10 protein-coding genes and 1 pseudogene are annotated in these 17,389 nt (G+C 43.1%); 6 read left to right on the forward strand and 5 right to left on the reverse strand.

All coding sequences use genetic code 11. The annotated features are described in order from the left end of the window. The first annotated feature begins 92 nt into the window (after positions 1-92). Positions 93-474: pseudogene (locus AB6C75_RS04710) on the forward strand (hypothetical protein). Positions 475-1,801: 1,327 nt separating this feature from the next. After that, the gene (locus AB6C75_RS04715) at positions 1,802-4,237 is read left to right on the forward strand and encodes an AAA family ATPase (RefSeq protein WP_372107134.1); all 2,436 of its coding nucleotides are present in this window, start codon (positions 1,802-1,804) and stop codon (positions 4,235-4,237) included. 173 nt (positions 4,238-4,410) lie between these two features. Here the strand turns inward: AB6C75_RS04715 and AB6C75_RS04720 are convergent, their stop codons facing one another. From AB6C75_RS04720 to AB6C75_RS04740, 5 genes are all read right to left on the reverse strand, one after another. Then, a complete protein-coding gene (locus AB6C75_RS04720; RefSeq protein WP_372107086.1) occupies positions 4,411-5,778 on the reverse strand; it encodes a tyrosine-type recombinase/integrase in 1,368 nt (455 codons plus the stop codon). Continuing rightward, positions 5,778-6,308, reverse strand: a complete 531-nt coding sequence (locus AB6C75_RS04725) for a hypothetical protein (protein ID WP_372107088.1) — start codon at positions 6,306-6,308, stop codon at positions 5,778-5,780. Before AB6C75_RS04725 ends, AB6C75_RS04720 begins: the two co-directional genes overlap by 1 nt. After that, the gene (locus AB6C75_RS04730) at positions 6,305-8,728 is read right to left on the reverse strand and encodes an integrase (RefSeq protein ID WP_372107090.1); all 2,424 of its coding nucleotides are present in this window, start codon (positions 8,726-8,728) and stop codon (positions 6,305-6,307) included. The genes AB6C75_RS04725 and AB6C75_RS04730 overlap by 4 nt, the downstream gene beginning before the upstream one ends. Then, positions 8,722-11,064, reverse strand: a complete 2,343-nt coding sequence (locus tag AB6C75_RS04735) for a hypothetical protein (protein ID WP_372107092.1) — start codon at positions 11,062-11,064, stop codon at positions 8,722-8,724. The genes AB6C75_RS04730 and AB6C75_RS04735 overlap by 7 nt, the downstream gene beginning before the upstream one ends. A 115-nt stretch (positions 11,065-11,179) precedes the next feature. Beyond that, on the reverse strand, positions 11,180-12,127 hold the full coding sequence (locus tag AB6C75_RS04740; RefSeq protein WP_372107094.1) for a YifB family Mg chelatase-like AAA ATPase: 948 nt from the start codon (positions 12,125-12,127) through the stop codon (positions 11,180-11,182). A gap of 471 nt (positions 12,128-12,598) precedes the next feature. Here AB6C75_RS04740 and ilvG point away from each other — a divergent pair, with 471 nt between their 5' ends. The 4 genes from ilvG to ilvD are packed head-to-tail and all read left to right on the forward strand — an operon-like array spanning position 12,599 to position 17,387. Then, complete coding sequence (gene ilvG / locus AB6C75_RS04745; protein ID WP_017096608.1) at positions 12,599-14,245, forward strand: acetolactate synthase 2 catalytic subunit; 1,647 nt, start codon at positions 12,599-12,601, stop codon at positions 14,243-14,245. 1 nt (position 14,246) lies between these two features. Beyond that, positions 14,247-14,531 (forward strand): acetolactate synthase 2 small subunit, encoded by a 285-nt coding sequence (ilvM, locus tag AB6C75_RS04750; protein WP_009848112.1) that lies wholly within the window; start codon positions 14,247-14,249, stop codon positions 14,529-14,531. Positions 14,532-14,543: 12 nt separating this feature from the next. Beyond that, positions 14,544-15,512, forward strand: a complete 969-nt coding sequence (locus AB6C75_RS04755) for a branched-chain amino acid transaminase (RefSeq protein WP_135382204.1) — start codon at positions 14,544-14,546, stop codon at positions 15,510-15,512. Positions 15,513-15,545: 33 nt separating this feature from the next. Continuing rightward, positions 15,546-17,387, forward strand: coding sequence for a dihydroxy-acid dehydratase (gene ilvD / locus AB6C75_RS04760; protein WP_009848114.1), 1,842 nt, complete (start codon positions 15,546-15,548; stop codon positions 17,385-17,387). The last annotated feature ends 2 nt before the right edge of the window (positions 17,388-17,389 follow it).

A 17,389-nucleotide genomic window follows, 5' to 3' on the forward strand; every position in this document is an offset into this window, starting at 1 on the left:
AATGTGTTACCGGTTTTATTGTTAATTTATAGACTCATCTAAGCGGAGAAGAGCCCTCCAACTAATCTAAATATCCTGTCAGGTTGTATCCGATGAGCAAAAAAAAGTTGACCGAAAAAGAGCTGTTGAAAGGGGTGAATCCTTATAATGCGCACAGTGAAAACAAAGCCTGATTGGCTATCCTTCGCCGATGAGGTAGAACGGGTTACAGATGATTTCATGGCTGATCGAAATGAGGTTTTAGATAACCCTAGTTCAGATTTGCTGAACCCTGATATTTTTCTTTCAAACCTCAAGTTAGCGCTTGATAGCCTTCCAGATGGTGATATTGAACTTTGTGACTTGGGCAATGAAATTGGTCGAGTAATTGCTAATTTGAACTCACCAAATGAGACGCTCTTACGTGAAGTAATTTATGGTGTTGAACATGGTTTTGACATGATTAGCAAAGAAAGAGGAACTTCGAATGAGTAAGGTTGATGAATGGGTCGACAACAATATGACATTAACCAGTATCATCATAATGGTTGTGGGCTTAACACTCGGCTACATCCTTTTCTAGTATCAATTACTAAGGTTTCGAGTAAAACCTCAGTTGTTGCAAATTCTGCAACAACTCCAATCTTCTAATTGTGCAACAGGTTGTTTCGTAAATCACCTCTGCTCCAACCCGGTTCTGATCTCGTCGCTTTGGCAATAGAACTAACTAATGTGCAAAATATGCACATTGCTTATCAAGCAACTATCGAGGATTCCTCGGTAGTTGAACTGTTGCAATAATTGCCCGAGCAACGAGAAAGCTCAGTGATTGCAGATTCTGCAACAACTCATATCTGCCCCTTTTCTAGTTAGACGCTCATTTCGCAGTGTGCGAATCGCAACCTGCGGAATGAGCTTCTCTTCCCCTTAAAGTACTTATAAACCATGCAATTACGTGGTAAATCTAAAGGGATCTAGCTTAGCTTGTCTAAAACACAGACACGACCATAACTACAAAAAGTAGCTCTATTACGCGCGACCAGCGGTCAATAGTAGCTGGTATTGACCGCCTTCAGTTCGGAATGCGTTTTCTAAAAAAACGACAACTTTTGCACCTGCAATTAATTATTACAAAACATACGCTTAGGTTGCTTTTTATTGTCGGATTTCACGGTGAAATTGACAGGTAACCAACAGGGTTGGAAGCTTTACTAAGCGGCTTTCCGACAGCAAACATTATTCTCAATTTTCTATTTTACGTGATAACTGTAGCTTCAAGCTTGTCTGACTCGTTTGTGCCCCATTGTTAGGGAGAGCGCTAATGGGCGTAAAAAGATACGAGTTTCGTCTAGTAAAGCTAATCATATAAGCGCAACGTGTTTATCATGAAACGACATCGTCTCAAACCATTGTAAGAGTTAAGTGTTTGCATATACTCGCGACCTAACTCAAGTTTTACTCTGATTACTTTATGGTAAATTATCACTTGGGATTTTAGACATTTATGATGTATTGAGCTTCGTTTCAGCAAAGATTTGTAACTCTAGCAACGTATCCATGCCATTTTGAGAGGAACGGTAGCTTTCAATGCTCATGAACAAGTTGGAAACGTTAAAAAATAAGGGCAGTAATATTGATTAAGAATGAACTGATACGATTTATACAAACGTTAACTGGTGATGATTCAGCGATAGGAATACGAAAAATCGGAAACCTCGTTCTTGACCATTTAGATACGTTGGAGCCTTTAGGCACAGCACAAAGCCGTCGTGCGAAGAAGGTTGTAGATTTAACTTCTGGCAATTGGGATAAACTATCTGATGTGGTAGCGGAAGCTGCTACTGAGGATGGCAGCAGCGAAAATATCATTAAGTTGCTTAAGTCAATTAGCGTCGGCCCCTTCCGTGGATTTGCTAAAGAAGAGACATTAAACCTCTATAATCTTCTTGTGTTGATTTATGGCCCGAATGGTGCTGGTAAGTCAAGTTTTTGCGAGGCGCTAGAGTTTGGTTTACTGGGTGCTGTCGAAGAAGCTCAGAGTAAACGTCTTACTTCCGCGCAATATCTAAAAAATGCCCATGTTAATCGCTATGCCGCTCCTGTCATCGAAGGAGTGAATAGTAAAGGTGAAACTGTTTTTGTTTCACCAAACGAGTCTCTATATCGCTTCTGTTTTGTAGAAAAGAACCGCATTGATAGCTTTTCTCGCATTGCAGCGCAAGCACCAGCTAAACAAACAGAGTTGATTTCAAGTCTGTTCGGTCTGGAAAGTTTTAACAGCTTTGTCAAAAATTTTAGCCGTGAACTGGATGAACGTCATATTGATTTGGTCGGGAAAAAAGGACTCCAGCTAAAAGAAAAACGACAGCAACTTGCTGTTCATCATCAAACAACTGTAGACAATCAAGAATATCTAAAAGTAGCCACTGTTAATGAACTAGATCTGGCAAAAAAACTTGCCCCTGAAATTAGTTTTCAGCAAATGCTTGTGACTTTGGGTAGCGAGGAAAAACCAGGTGAAATTCAGACCTTAGATGCAGAATTACAGAAAAAACAACCAGACATTACTGACCTCTCTGTTAAAAAATTGGAGGAGAGTAAAGCGAAAGTTGAAGCAACACATCAAAGCTTGAACGAAGTATCAGATGAACTCGCGAAAGCAAGTGAGGGTCTATCATTCAAGCAGCTATATGGTGCCGTGCTTGACTTGCAAGGTACGAGTGAAGAGCAGTGTCCAGCTTGTAAAACGCCTTTAGAGCAGGTCACACAGAATCCATTTGTATTAGCTACAACCGAATTGGAAAAGCTTGGTCATTTAGCGAAATTAGAAACGAAGCAAACTCAGGCTAAAGCTGAGTTTTCTAAAGCAATTCAGTCGGTTCATACTATAGTTTCTACTTGTGTAAAATATAATAAAGAAGGTGAAAATCTTCTAATTCCTCACATTGTCGACGATAGTACAACATTAGGTTGGACTTGGTGGCAAAGCCTAAACCAAGAGGGAGATCAGGTAACGCCATGGGCATTGTTAGTTGAGCAAGTTAAGCTACTTGAGCAACGTGATGTTGAAGTTAAACAAGCTAACGAAGAACGAAAACCTAAACAGGAAAAGCTAAAGAAACTTCGTGAGCTTAAAGAGCAAGCAACAAAGTTACAGACCCAGCGCACCACTTATGATGATGCTATAAAAAAAGCACAGCAAGCGATTGAGGCTTTTGATGAAAAAAATAAAGAACTAATTACGGAAGCTGAAGCAGAGAAAGCAGTTGTAGCAGCGAATAGACAAATAGCTGACAGCTACAAACAATTCGTCGATATGCTCTTTGAATACAAAGAGAAGCTACCCAGTAAGCTTGTTGCTGATTTAGGCGAGCTTGTTACGCAGTTATACAATGCCTTTAACCGTTATGATGCACCTAAAGATCAATTAGCAGCAATAAAGCTGCCGCTGGCTTCTGGAGAGCGCATTGAAATTTCTTATCAGTCTGAACCAGCAAAGTTCTTCGATGCGCTGCACGTGTTGAGTGAAGGACATATTCGTTGTATTGGTCTATCAATTCTGCTGGCTAAAAACCTGAAAACAGATAGTCCACTTCTCATCTTTGATGATCCAGTTAACGCTATTGACGACGAGCACCGTAAAGCTATTCGAGAAACGCTGTACAAGGATGATTTTTTCAAGGAAAAACAGATCATTTTGGCCTGTCATGGTGAGGAATTCCTCAAAAATATTCATCAAGATATTGGAAAGAAAGCGGCAAGAGAGTCGGCAACATACAAGTTCTTACCGCAACGTGGGGAATCACACATCCAGGTAGCATCCTTCACTTGCCCACCTAATTATGTGCTTGCCGCAACTACTCACTTGGAAAGTGCAGAATATCGCAATGCTCTGGCTTCCTCTCGACGTGCTTTAGAGCATTTAAGCGAAAAAGCATGGGGGCATTACAGCAGACACTGTGATAAAAGCGATGGACTGATTAGTGTTTCAAAGAGGGCTCCACATTTACCACATGATTTAAGGGCTCTTGCTGAAAATTTGAAAGCTAAAATTAATCGCTCTAAAGCGGAGATCCCGAATAAAATAGAAATTGTAAGTGCATTCGAAACTCTGCTAGGTGTCAGCGGACAAGACCCTCATTGGCTTTATTTGAATAAGGGGACTCACGAAGAAGCCGACAGAGATGAATTTGAATACGGGACTGTTGAAACCATAGTTTCAGCTTTGAATGCTCTTGATGAAGCACTGGTTGGTTAGTAGGTTGCAGATAAAACTTGTTGGCATACTGTTTTCGAAGTTTCGGACTAGCTTTTTGAGTAAACGGCTATGACCTTAAGCTAATTTATCTAATCTGATGACAGCGTGTTAGGCGGAAATTTCTAACACGCTTCTATCCAAAAACGTGTTGTGTGACCGCTTGCTGATGAACTTTACTGTGACGAAGAGACAATACTTTTATCTATATCAGACTGAAAATCCCCTAACAGTCTCTTCATCTCACCGAGCGCTGCGGTAGGTGTTAGCACCTTCCTTGCAATCTGTTCTTCTAACAACTCAATCTGACGTTTTACTAGGTCAACACTCGACTTTAGAAAAACAGCATTATAAACCTCTGTGTAGCCGTTGATATCAGTAAAGGCGAGGTCAATATAGATATCTAAAGAACTAAGATTTGTATGACCAGTCCACTGCTGAAGCTGCATTTTAAATGTTTGCGTATGCAGCAAATGCTTTCGGAAATCATCTTTATCATTCACTTCTTTAGAAGCCAGAATAAGCCCTTTGAGCTTATCTGTAATGAATGCATGCCTCCATAAATGAGGATGCAACTCACCCTCAATGGCAAGCTCTTTTTTCCATAAGTTCAAGTAAGTTGTCCATGAGTCAGCAGATAAGCATCGCCCTGTTTTTAGGCTAATAAATAGGTAATCATGCTGAACTTTCTTCTTCCTCATTACCTTTTTACGCACTTTGATGTAATCCGCAATCACTGATAGCAAAATGTGTGGTACGGGAATCTTTCGAGTGGTGTTATCGTCCTTACGCTTTAAGGTGGTAAGGGTAATCATACCTGTGCGTCTTGCTTCCTGATAATCGGTCACTTTAATTAAGCTAAGCTCCGTTACACGAGCACCTAATTGCTCCATTGCGGTGTATAACGCCATGTCTCTTCTGCGTTTATCTTTGTTTTTCTGAGTCTTGATAAACTCCCACACACGCAAGGCCGCATCTTCTGAAACTGGGTGGCGTTTCTTGATCTCACTTTTTGTTGGCACGGCGGTATGGGTGACTTTAACACCCTCAACAAACCCTTTATAGCCCTCCTGTTTGCGCTTATATGGCTTTTCAATAATCTGAATTGAGTTACCTTTATCCTTGCCTATAAAAGCACTCAAATCGTGAAAATCTTGGACAAAATTCAAAAACTCAAGACAGGTACGAGCAATAGTTCTAACCGTGTTGTTACTGCGAACAAGTTCACCTAGAGGCGTTTTCTCTGCTTGTAACGACTGAATAAACAGTGTGAATGTTGCGTCGGTCAGTTGGCTAAATCGACTCAGCATTGGCTGTTTTTCAAGAAAATGTACCAAATGAATTATATGGTGTGTAAACCCACGAATTGTGTCTCTTTTATGGCCTCTCAGCATCATCTGGTGAATATAAGCATTGGCTTCATAGCAAGGTGCATGATTACTGTAAGTAACAAAAGGGATGTCTAGGAGCTCACGAAAGATAAGCTTGCCATCAAACCCAAGATGACTCCACTGTTCAAAGTCTTTAAGCTTGCGAACCGCCATTAAACCTCCCCATTCAACGTGTAATTTAGCTCCGCTTCAATCTTCTTATTATGAACTCGGTAAAGTTCCTTTCGCTCTTCCACTGTTCCTTCATGCACTGCGAGTTGTTTTAGCTTGGAGCGCAATTCTGAAACAATAACGGTCAGTAAAAAATTGCTGCGCTGCGCTGCATCCAGTTTCGATTCAAGCTCTGCGACTTTATGCTTTAAACCCACTGCGGTTTGCTTGTTGCCTTTGGAAGCTTTCTCAGCGTGATGCGCAGCTTCTATCGCCAACTTTGCATTAATTCGCAGTTCATCTAATGATAAGAACCCTCTATCTAAGAGTGCTTCTGAGATACTTTTGATCGTGTTTAGCGAACACGAAGTGATATTCCGCTCTTGGTTCTGATATTTAGCTATGGCCGATTGTGACTTTAGCGCTTTTTGTAGTTCTTCATCATTTTTAAACTCAGCAGGAGTTGCGAGGATTTCTTTCAGTAGCTTTTCTGTTTCAAGTACCTTGGTTTGGTTTTTCTCTAAAACTCTCATTGTCCCAACCCTCTATCAAGGTCTTTGATTTTTAAAATTAGATTAAAGGTTTGAGTGGTGTTCCCATCGCAATCTTCGACGGTAAAGAATTCTGGCTCAAGCGTGATTATCCCCTCTTCTAGAAGGTGGATAACCTCCGTTTCAATGTCCTGCTCTTTTTGAAGTTGACTAATGTGAGGTACGGTTAGATAAGATTCATCATCGTAATCTTCTACCGCTTCACTCACCGACTCTATTGTGAGTGGTATTGAGCTATCACCAGTCATTCGCTCTGCAATCATTTTGCGAACACCTTCTATTCCTTCGAGTTTGGCAAGTTCAGAGGTGGAATCGACAACACCACGGACAATTACACTGGCTTTAACCCCGTTTAGTACTGCCCCTGTCTCCGACTCTGAGATGTAGTGGTATAGATGTTCCATATCTGAATGTCCAAACATCCAACGCAAAGCATCCATACCATCAAATCCCCCAGACCAGAAGAACGCTATAGCAAAGAAGCGTCTTAATTGGTGTTGACGAACATAATTACGGCGGTATTCACCGTTATCGTACTCTACTAAGTCCGTTTCTAAGTAATCACACAAATCATCAAGGTGTGCATTAAAGGATGCGGGTACTACATGACTTAACTGGCAATATTTTGAGTTTAAATTGTTAAACAGAGACAAATTTCCTTTGGATAGATTTAACTCGCTCGCTTTGATGTTAAATTGCTCTAGTTGCCAAACGAACCTTGCGATAGATAAAGGAATCGGTCTTTCTATTGTGGCATTTACCCCTTTTGAGCCTGTTTTTTTTACCTTAAATTTCAGACTGTACTCTGCTTTTTCACCCTCTGAAAAAGGATTAACATTAGGTGATAGGTTGCCATGTGATTTCATTTTGATTAATTCATCTTGCCTTCGAGCCATGATTACACCCACCAAGACCTGTATAGAGCCTTGCAGTACTGAGAACAAATCAAACAAGCTTTCGTTGGCTCGAATACGTTCGTGTCGCTTTTCAATGCTTTCAGTAAAGCTTTGAACCTGTTTTATTCCTTTTTTCAGGTATTCACAACTCAAGCAATCGATCGCTTCCGTTTCAAGCCAGTGAGCACGATGCGAACCAGACATATCTCGATGCAATTCTTCATTCCAAGCTAAGCTCCCTTGTGATGGTCGAAGTGTATTGGAATGTTTTGCAGCAGATTTGCTTCTTGCTTTAGATAGCAGAGTTAACGTTTCATCCAGCAAAGTAACAGAGCCTTCCTCTGTAGGTAGATGTTCTTTGGCAAACTCATAGCACTGACAAATTAAATTAAACACAAATTTAGGCGGTAAAGTGCGAGTACGTCCTGCTTTTTTTAAGCTAACTAACCTACTAATGTGATCTGCACTGACACGCTCAGACAGAATTGAGGAGCTTGCTGCATCTTCACGCTCAAGGTTGGTATGAATCAATCGAATAGCTTCAATCCATGTCGAGATTGTTCTTCGATTCGTGCCTGATGAAGTATCTTTATTATCAACTGCACGATACTCTGCCCCTCGTTTTGCCTCTTTGAGGTAAAGCTCTGGGTAACTGGGTAACTTAATGTTTTGATGAAGCATCTTGCCATCAAACAATAGTTCAACGAGCACAGCGCTATTGCCAGTGTATCTAATGGCTTCTCCAGATTGGTAATAACCTTGCTCAAAAAGCCACGCACACACCTTTTCTCTCTCAGCTAGAGATAAGGCAATTTCATCTTGAATAATGTTTCGTGAAATGTAGGGATACTTATCTTTAAACGCTTGAGCATCTGCATCTGAAATACTCTGAGACACATTATCCAGTAATACTTGAGTGCGCTTATCAATCTCGTACACGCCTTGGAAAATTCCGTTCTCGGCGTAGTTCGTCAATATGTTCAGCCAATAATCATCATTCACATTCAGGAGGTGGTATTTTGCCAGTTTTAGTCCTTTCGAGTGCAGCAAAATAGCATTGATGAGAACGATAACTTTGGTAACTTTTTTATAAGCCGTTATAGGGCTATTAATTTTTCCACCATTTTCTAATGGGTTATCTGCTGCTGTGATCCAGTATTTAAAACTGTTTAATAGTTTTTGATGCTTCGTATCCGTGAGCTTCTTACCATCGTCCAAGTAAACTTTGTCCCAATGTATCATTTTTTGGGTTTTGCTAAATGTTAGGACCCATTTGTTTGCAGGAAAGCTGGACTCTAACCATTCAGGCTGTCTGTCATCATAGCCGTAGATGCCTGCATGGATATTCGTGATGATATCTAATGCTCGATAGTCATCATTTGCTACTGAAAAATTTATGATTTGCTCAAGAGCCTCTGCACTTAGACCATTCAAGAGCGAATGGTCTAGCACTATGCCTTCAATGAGATTTGCAATAGAGGAATTGTCGATAGCAACACTTAACATAGCAGCGCCCCTTTAATTGAGTCAGCATCCAGTGCGTTATTGGTTGCAATATCAAGCGCTTCCATCAAATTATCATCAGCGTCATGCCTGCCTGAACTTAAAGTGTCTAAGACAAACACTGCTGATTGATACCAGTGATAAACAATGTCTAAAAAAGAATCCTCATCGTCGCTACTTTCAACAACAAGGCGTATTGCCATTAATAACTGCAAAAGAGAGGCAGATATTGTGTAGGTTAATTGGTCGAATACTAAATACTTTGAGGTTTCATTATCAATAGTGGCCTGCTGAACAAAACCATGATCGAAATGCTCTGGAATATTGCTGATACCATGGTTATTTAAGAACTCTTCGATGTCTTGAGCACTCATGTTCACAGCATCAAGTCGGTACACCGAATATTTCATGGCTTCAAGTAAAATAGCGTTCTGAAACTGACGTATCCAACGTGCATTAAAGAAGTCCATCAGTGGGTTTGGAAGATAAGAGGTCAGTAGATTTACATCTTTCTTTTTATGGCCAAGCGCCTCCGCAACGGCATCCATCGAGCGCGTTGCCAAGTAAATTTGAAAACCTCGGTGTCGTCTAATCGAGCGCAATGAGTGAATCTCAGAAATTGATTGGGCATCTGCTAGAGTGATATTACTGCTCTTATCAAAAAGCGAGTTGTCTTGAAGCCAATCATAAAAATCATTTGCCGAGGAAAGAGTGTTATTGAGGCTACTTGGGCGCACCGCGTTGGAAACGGTAGCGGTCAAAATCATCTTTCGCCAATTAACATCCCCCTTATCCTTTAAGTATTCACGACTCATGCGAGTGTGTTGTATCAAGAACTCTACTATGGATTTAGAAAGCGCATTAAGCACAATTTCTTGTTGTGCATTGGTAGTTCCTTTTCGTGATTTGTAACTCACCGCAATGTACTGGTTACCCACTTTCTTGTAGCCCACCATATTGCCACTTGCATCAAATAAGTCCCATTTAGCTAACCAAGAAGGCGTTATCAGAGGGTGCTCCATCACAAGAAGGGTTAAAAGAGCATTTAGTGTTGATTTGGTAGGTAAATTTAACTCAGTTTGAAGTTGGCTAGCATTACCAGCAAACCCCAAAAATGATTGATAGTTTGAGCTTTTAGGCGCTATACCGTGTTCATAAAATGTTGCAACCGTATTATCTAACTTATCTTCACCGACAAAGCTGTAATATTGAAGGTTGCCTAAAGTGTCACTCAGTGGCTTAACTGAACCTGTGCTCTGAAAAGCTTTATTTCTACCTTCTCGCTCTAGAAACTCCTCCAACTTCAGGATGCATATATGCCTAATGTGCGCCATATCTCTATCTACACGTTGTTGAATAATTGAAACAGCCTCTTCATCTTTAATTTTGATTGGTATATTAGCAAACCACCTGCTGCTTTCTGACTGCGTTGCATTACCACCAATTGAAAAAGTGGGCGCTGCACCTTTCGGGTCTTTCCAAGCTGGAACGATGAATGGTTTGTGGGGTTCAGCTAAAACACCAGTATTTATAAAGCACTCTGTATAAAAGTTAATGATATTTCGCCACTTAGTGTGGAAACTCCTTGGGCAGTTCTGGGCGGCTTGGGAACGAACAAATAGCACCTTAAACACTTTGTGGAAAAAGGGCTGCACATGGTTGCGGCTCAGGAGGGCTTCTATTTTTAATTCGTCCCTTTCGTTATAGACTGTGGATATACCGGCAAAAAGGGTTTTGAGTGTGACTAACCCCTGAGCTAGAGATGTTGATTTTTGTGTATAAGCATAGTTTTTTAGAGCGAGATGAATCTTGTTTGTAAACGCTTCACCAAAATTCACATAAAGCATATCTAGGTGAACCTCAAAGCTTTTCCCTTCTTTTGATACCACTTGCCAGCCATTTAGGTAGTCAGCTTTTCTTTTATCTATATTAAGCTTTCGAAACTGTGCTAGACAGCTCGAAGCTCCTTCTGTCATTTTCAAGGTAGACAAATGCACTTCATCGAGAGTTAGTTGCTTATCTTGTGCAATGTGGCGAAAAATATTTTTTAATTCGCTGCATAGGCTATATCTGCGATGGATAGTGATATCATCACTGCCATAAATAAAACCAATGAGCGACTGGAAGTGTGCATTAAGTGAGTTTGAGTCATTCAATATTTCCAATGCAGTGTAGTTACCTTGTTCAACCAAGTAGCAGTAGGCCGCATAAATATTCAATACTTGCTGTATTCGTGTTTTTGAGACTGAGGATTCAGCAGCAAGTGTTAGGTAGTTAGAGTATTCGACTGACAGTGCCGTATTTAATAAAGAAAGCTCATTTAGTGTTTTGACGTTCACAATCGCATCCCACAAATTGACAACTAACAACCACTCTAGTTATCTGAGTAATTATTATCAATATAAAATAGAAATGTGGAAACACAAAAAAAACCATATAAATCAACTTACAGTGTTAATTTTGATATTTTTTTATTATTGGGATTACGCTCATCTCATCGAGAAACAATAATCCGTTATGCGCCAAAGAGATCTCTCCGGGGCGAGGTATCGAGCCACCACCGACCAATGCTGCCATCGAACTCGAATGGTGTGGAGAACGGAAAGGTCGTTGTTTCCAGTTGTATTGATTGATTTCTTGTTGCGTTAAAGAAGCCACCGAAGCGGTTTCCATCGCCTCGTCGTCACTCATCTCAGGTAACAAATCGCGCAATCGAGACGCCAACATGGTTTTTCCAGTTCCGGGCGGGCCGAGAAAAAGCAGGTTATGGTTGCCCGCTGCGGCGATCTCCAGTGCGCGCTTACCTTGTTGCTGACCGATAATATCTTGTAGATCGCGGAGCTCTGAAACATCAGGCTGATGATGCTCGGTTCGATACAAGCCAAGCAGAGCCTGACCACACATGTCAGCGCAAACCTCCAGCAAGGTTTGCGCTGATTTATGGGCCCCCTTGCCGACTAAGGCTGCCTGATCACCATTGTGGTGTGGAACCACTAAGCATCGTTCGACACTATCGGCGGCTAACGTCGCTGGCAACACGCCCTTTACTGAGCGCAACTCTCCAGACAACGCCAACTCACCGATAAATTCATGTTGAGCTATTTTTGATGTAGGAAGCTGATCTGACGCCACCAAAATCCCAAGCGCAATTGGCAGATCGAAACGTCCTCCCTCTTTGGGTAAATCTGCAGGTGCAAGGTTGACCGTGATTCTTTTCGATGGAAATTCAAAGCGAGAATTGATGATGGCACTCCTTACTCGATCTTTAGATTCCTTGACCGTCGTTTCAGGTAGACCCACCAGCGTAAAACCGGGCATTCCGTTGCTAATATGCACTTCCACAGTCACTTCTGGTGCCTCTACACCCACACTAGCTCGGCTATGAATTATTGCGAGTCCCATAACTTTCCTTTGTCTTTGATTTAAAAGTATTCACTCTGGATATTCATTGCTCACCAAAGCGATAAGGTTGTTATATAGCGTGGTGGAATGGTGTTTTAATGTGAAAAAAGAATGACATTTTCCTTGTCATGCAGCAGATTTGTGTGATAACACTAGAGATGTAGACATTTACTTAAGACAATAAACGAGAAAACTCGAACTTTATGACATTTAACGCTCGCATTTACGCACTGATTAACCTGATTATCGTAGTCATTATTGAGACTGCGCGGGGGCGAGTGGGAAAAAAGTAACCACGAATTAGAAAAAACCCCCGCACTGAAAAGTCCGGGGGTTTTTTCTAATTTAGACATTCGATTTTATATTTTGAAACATTTTCGGCTTTGCCGATTTACAGGAAGAATGGGAGCACAAGATGTGCAGAGACAATGGAAACAATTACCAAAACAAAGGTAATACGGAGGAATTACGATGAAAGGCGCAGAACTGGTCGTATCCGCACTCAAGCAACAAGGCATTGAGACCGTATTTGGTTACCCTGGCGGTGCCATCATGCCAATCTACGATGCACTCTATGACGGCGGGGTTGAACATATCCTATGTCGCCATGAGCAAGGCGCTGCAATGGCCGCTATCGGTATGGCTCGAGCAACGCAAGACGTCGCTGTTTGTATGGCAACCTCAGGCCCGGGTGCAACTAACCTAGTCACAGGTCTTGCTGATGCTTTTATGGATTCCATCCCACTCGTAGCTATCACTGGTCAAGTTGCTAGTTCCCACATTGGTACCGATGCATTCCAAGAAATGGATGTGATTGGTATGTCTCTGTCATGTACTAAACACAGCTACCTTGTTACCGATATTGAAGATCTTGCGCCAACATTGGCTGAAGCATTTATCGTTGCAAAAGCAGGGCGTCCCGGTCCGGTTATTGTCGATATCGCTAAAGATGTTCAACTAGCCGAATCCCCTGTAAAAATTCTTCCTGAATTTACACCACCAGCAATTCCTGTTGTGACAACGGATGCTATTGAGCAAGCTCAGTACTTCTTATCTCAAGCGACTCGTCCTGTTTTATACGTAGGTGGTGGCGTTCAACTGGCGAAAGCAACCGATGCAGTTCGTGAGTTTTTACGCCTTAACCCAATGCCGGCCGTAAGCACACTGAAAGGCTTAGGCACTATCGAGCGTGACGACCCACACTATCTTGGCATGCTTGGTATGCACGGCACTAAAGCCGCTAACCTAGTGGTTCAAGAAAGTGACCTGTTGATTGTTGTGGGCGCTCGTTTTGATGACCGAGTTACTGGTAAGCTCGACACCTTTGCACCGCACGCTAAAGTTATCCATATTGATATCGATGCGGCTGAGTTCAGCAAACTACGTCTTGCCGATGCACCAATTCGTGGTGACATCAACAAGATCATGCCTCAACTGGAGCTAAGCCAAGACATCTCTTCTTGGGTTCATCACTCCGAAGGCCTTCGTAGCTCATTCAAATGGCGTTACGACCACCCTGGCGACCTTATCTTCGCACCTCTGTTGTTGAAACAACTGTCAGACATGATGCCTGCGAGTTCTATGGTTTCGACCGATGTTGGCCAACATCAGATGTGGGCAGCTCAACACATTCAGCCACGCGATCCACAAAACTTCATCACTTCAGCGGGCTTAGGCACTATGGGCTTTGGCCTACCTGCAGCCATGGGTGCATCGGTTGGTCGTCCTAATGACCAATCTATACTTATCTCAGGTGACGGCTCGTTCATGATGAACATTCAAGAGCTTGGTACGCTGAAGCGTCGCCAAATCCCAGTAAAAATGGTGCTGCTTAACAACTCGCGCTTAGGCATGGTTCGCCAATGGCAATCGCTGTTCTTTGATGGCCGACACAGTGAAACCATCTTGGATGACAACCCGGATTTCGTCATGCTAGCGAAAGCATTTGATATCCCGGGCAAAACCATCACGCGTAAAGAAGAAGTAGAACCAGCACTGAAAGAGATGCTAGAGAGCAAAACCGCTTACCTACTTCATGTTCTTATCGATGAAGAAGAGAACGTATGGCCACTAGTACCGCCAGGTGCTTCAAACAGTGAGATGTTGGAGAACACATAACATGAAAAGATACCTATTAGACATCAAAGCCGATGATAAGCCTGTACTACTAGAGCGTGTTCTTCGTGTTATCCGCCACCGTGGCTTTATTGTTAAGCAAGTAGCTGGCACTCAAAACCACGAAAGCAAAGTGGCGAGTGTTGAGATCATTGTCGACAGTGAGCGTCCGATCTCTTTCTTGGTAAACCAAATCGAAAAACTGTGGGATGTGCGTACCGTTGACGTTATCTCGATCAGCCGTAATGAATTGCCAAACAACAACTTACAACAAAAGATAAACGCATAAGGAACCGCTAACATGACAGCTAAAACAGCAGACTATATTTGGTTTAATGGTGAGATGGTTCCTTGGGCAGAGGCGAACGTTCACGTCCTGACTCACGCAATGCACTACGGTACTTCTGTGTTTGAAGGTGTTCGTTGCTACAACACACCAAAGGGTCCGGTTATCTTCCGTCACCCAGAGCATGCTAAGCGCCTAAAAGACTCAGCAAAAATCTACCGCTTCCCTATTCCTTACACTGAGGAAGAAATTATGGAAGCGACTCGCGAAACGCTACGCCAAAATAAGCTAGAGTCAGCGTACATCCGCCCTCTCGGCTTTGTCGGTAACGTTGGCTTAGGTGTTTGCCCGCCTGAAAACACAGAGATGGATCTGATCATCGCTGCTTTCCCTTGGGGTTCTTACCTAGGCGAAGAAGCGCTAGAAAACGGCGTTGATGCGATGATTTCTAGCTGGAACCGTGCCGCTCCAAACACTATCCCAACCGCAGCAAAAGCCGGTGGTAACTACCTATCTTCACTACTGGTTGGTGGTGAAGCTCGCCGTCATGGTTACGATGAAGGCATCGCACTGAGTGTTGATGGTTACCTTTCAGAGGGTGCAGGTGAGAACATCTTTGTGGTACGTAACGGCGTACTATCAACGCCACCAGCGACCAGCGCAATTCTGCCGGGTATCACTCGTGATTCGATCATGACACTAGCAAAAGACATGGGTTATGAGATCCGTGAGGAGAACATTGCTCGTGAAGCACTATACCTTGCCGATGAAGTATTCATGACAGGCACAGCTGCCGAAATCGTTCCGGTTCGCAGCGTAGACAAAATTACAGTAGGTGAAGGCAAACGCGGTCCTATCACTGAAAAAGTTCAAGCGGCTTACTTTGGTTTATTCAATGGCACGACTGAAGATAAGTGGGGCTGGTTAGATTATGTTTACCCAGCAGACCAAACTTCAGCAAACCAAACGCAAACAACTAAGTAAGCAACAGCCAAATATTTTATAAGGATTTAAGCAATGCCAATCTATCGTTCAGCAACGACTACCCACGGACGCAACATGGCTGGTGCGCGCGCTTTATGGCGTGCAACTGGCGTTAAAGATGATGACTTCGGTAAGCCGATCATCGCGGTTGTAAACTCGTTCACTCAATTTGTACCAGGCCACGTTCACCTTAAAGACATGGGTCAACTGGTTGCGGGTGAAATCGAGAAAGCCGGCGGTATCGCTAAAGAATTCAACACCATCGCAGTCGATGATGGTATCGCAATGGGCCACGGCGGTATGCTGTACTCACTGCCATCACGTGAGCTTATCGCAGACTCGGTAGAGTACATGGTCAATGCACACTGTGCAGATGCGATGGTGTGTATCTCTAACTGTGACAAAATCACTCCGGGAATGATGATGGCAGCTATGCGCCTAAACATCCCAGTGATCTTTGTATCTGGCGGCCCAATGGAAGCAGGTAAAACCAAGCTTTCAGATCAAATCATCAAGCTCGACCTTGTTGATGCAATGATCCAAGGTGCCGATCCAACGATTTCAGATGAGCAAAGTGAGCAAGTAGAACGTTCTGCATGCCCAACCTGTGGTTCATGTTCAGGTATGTTCACAGCCAACTCAATGAACTGTCTAACAGAAGCACTTGGCCTATCTCAGCCTGGTAACGGCTCTATGCTGGCGACACACGCAGACCGTGAAGAACTGTTCATCAATGCCGGTAAGCGCATCGTTGATCTAACTAAGCGTTACTACGAGCAAGACGACGAATCAGCACTACCACGCAACATCGCAAACCGCGCAGCATTTGATAATGCGATGGCGCTTGATATCGCAATGGGTGGTTCTAGTAACACCGTTCTTCACCTTTTAGCAGCCGCTCAAGAAGGCGATATTGATTTCGATATGGATGATATCGATGCGATGTCTCGCCGTGTTCCACACCTATGTAAAGTTGCTCCTTCGACGCCTAAATACCACATGGAAGACGTTCACCGTGCTGGTGGCGTAATGGCTATCCTAGGTGAACTTGACCGTGCAGGTCTACTCAATAACCAAACTCGCACCGTGCTTGGTCTAAGCATGCAAGAGCAACTTGCACAGTACGACATCATGCAGACAGAAGACGAAGCCGTGCTTAAGTTCTTCCGTGCTGGCCCTGCGGGCATCCGAACAACCAAAGCATTCTCACAAGATTGCCGTTGGGATCGTCTTGATGACGACCGTAAAGAAGGTTGTATTCGTACTAAAGAAAACGCATTCAGCCAAGAAGGTGGTCTAGCGGTACTTTCAGGTAACATCGCGGTTGATGGTTGTATCGTTAAGACCGCGGGTGTTGATGAAGAAAACCTTAAATTCCAAGGCCCTGCAATCGTATTCGAAAGCCAAGATACGGCAGTAGACGGCATCTTAGCGGGTAAAGTAAAAGCCGGCGAAGTGGTTGTTATTCGTTACGAAGGTCCTAAAGGTGGTCCGGGCATGCAAGAGATGCTTTACCCAACGACTTACCTAAAATCGATGGGGCTAGGAAAGTCGTGTGCGCTTCTAACTGACGGACGTTTCTCTGGTGGTACATCAGGCCTGTCTATCGGTCACGCATCTCCAGAAGCTGCAAGTGGCGGTGTGATAGGTCTAGTAAACACTGGCGATATCATCACTATCGACATCCCTAGCCGCTCAATCACACTTGATGTGCCAGAAGCAGAGCTTGAAGCACGTCGCGTTAAACAAGATGCACTAGGCTGGAAACCAGAAAACCGTCAGCGTGAAGTGTCTTTCGCACTGAAAGCTTATGCAAGCATGGCGACCAGTGCCGACAAAGGCGCTGTACGTGATAAGTCTAAACTTGAGGGCTAACT

The sequence above is a fragment of the Vibrio sp. 10N.237.312.B06 genome (assembly GCF_041464685.1).
Lineage (GTDB): Bacteria > Pseudomonadota > Gammaproteobacteria > Enterobacterales > Vibrionaceae > Vibrio > Vibrio tasmaniensis_A.

Coding starts and splice junctions, on each gene's coding strand:
- AB6C75_RS04740 (WP_372107094.1), bottom strand. CDS start 12,127: ATGGGACTCGCAATAATTCATAGCCGAGCTAGTGTGGGTGTAGAGGCA.
- ilvM (WP_009848112.1), top strand. CDS start 14,247: ATGAAAAGATACCTATTAGACATCAAAGCCGATGATAAGCCTGTACTA.
- AB6C75_RS04720 (WP_372107086.1), bottom strand. CDS start 5,778: ATGGCGGTTCGCAAGCTTAAAGACTTTGAACAGTGGAGTCATCTTGGG.
- AB6C75_RS04725 (WP_372107088.1), bottom strand. CDS start 6,308: ATGAGAGTTTTAGAGAAAAACCAAACCAAGGTACTTGAAACAGAAAAG.
- AB6C75_RS04730 (WP_372107090.1), bottom strand. CDS start 8,728: ATGTTAAGTGTTGCTATCGACAATTCCTCTATTGCAAATCTCATTGAA.
- ilvD (WP_009848114.1), top strand. CDS start 15,546: ATGCCAATCTATCGTTCAGCAACGACTACCCACGGACGCAACATGGCT.
- AB6C75_RS04755 (WP_135382204.1), top strand. CDS start 14,544: ATGACAGCTAAAACAGCAGACTATATTTGGTTTAATGGTGAGATGGTT.
- ilvG (WP_017096608.1), top strand. CDS start 12,599: ATGAAAGGCGCAGAACTGGTCGTATCCGCACTCAAGCAACAAGGCATT.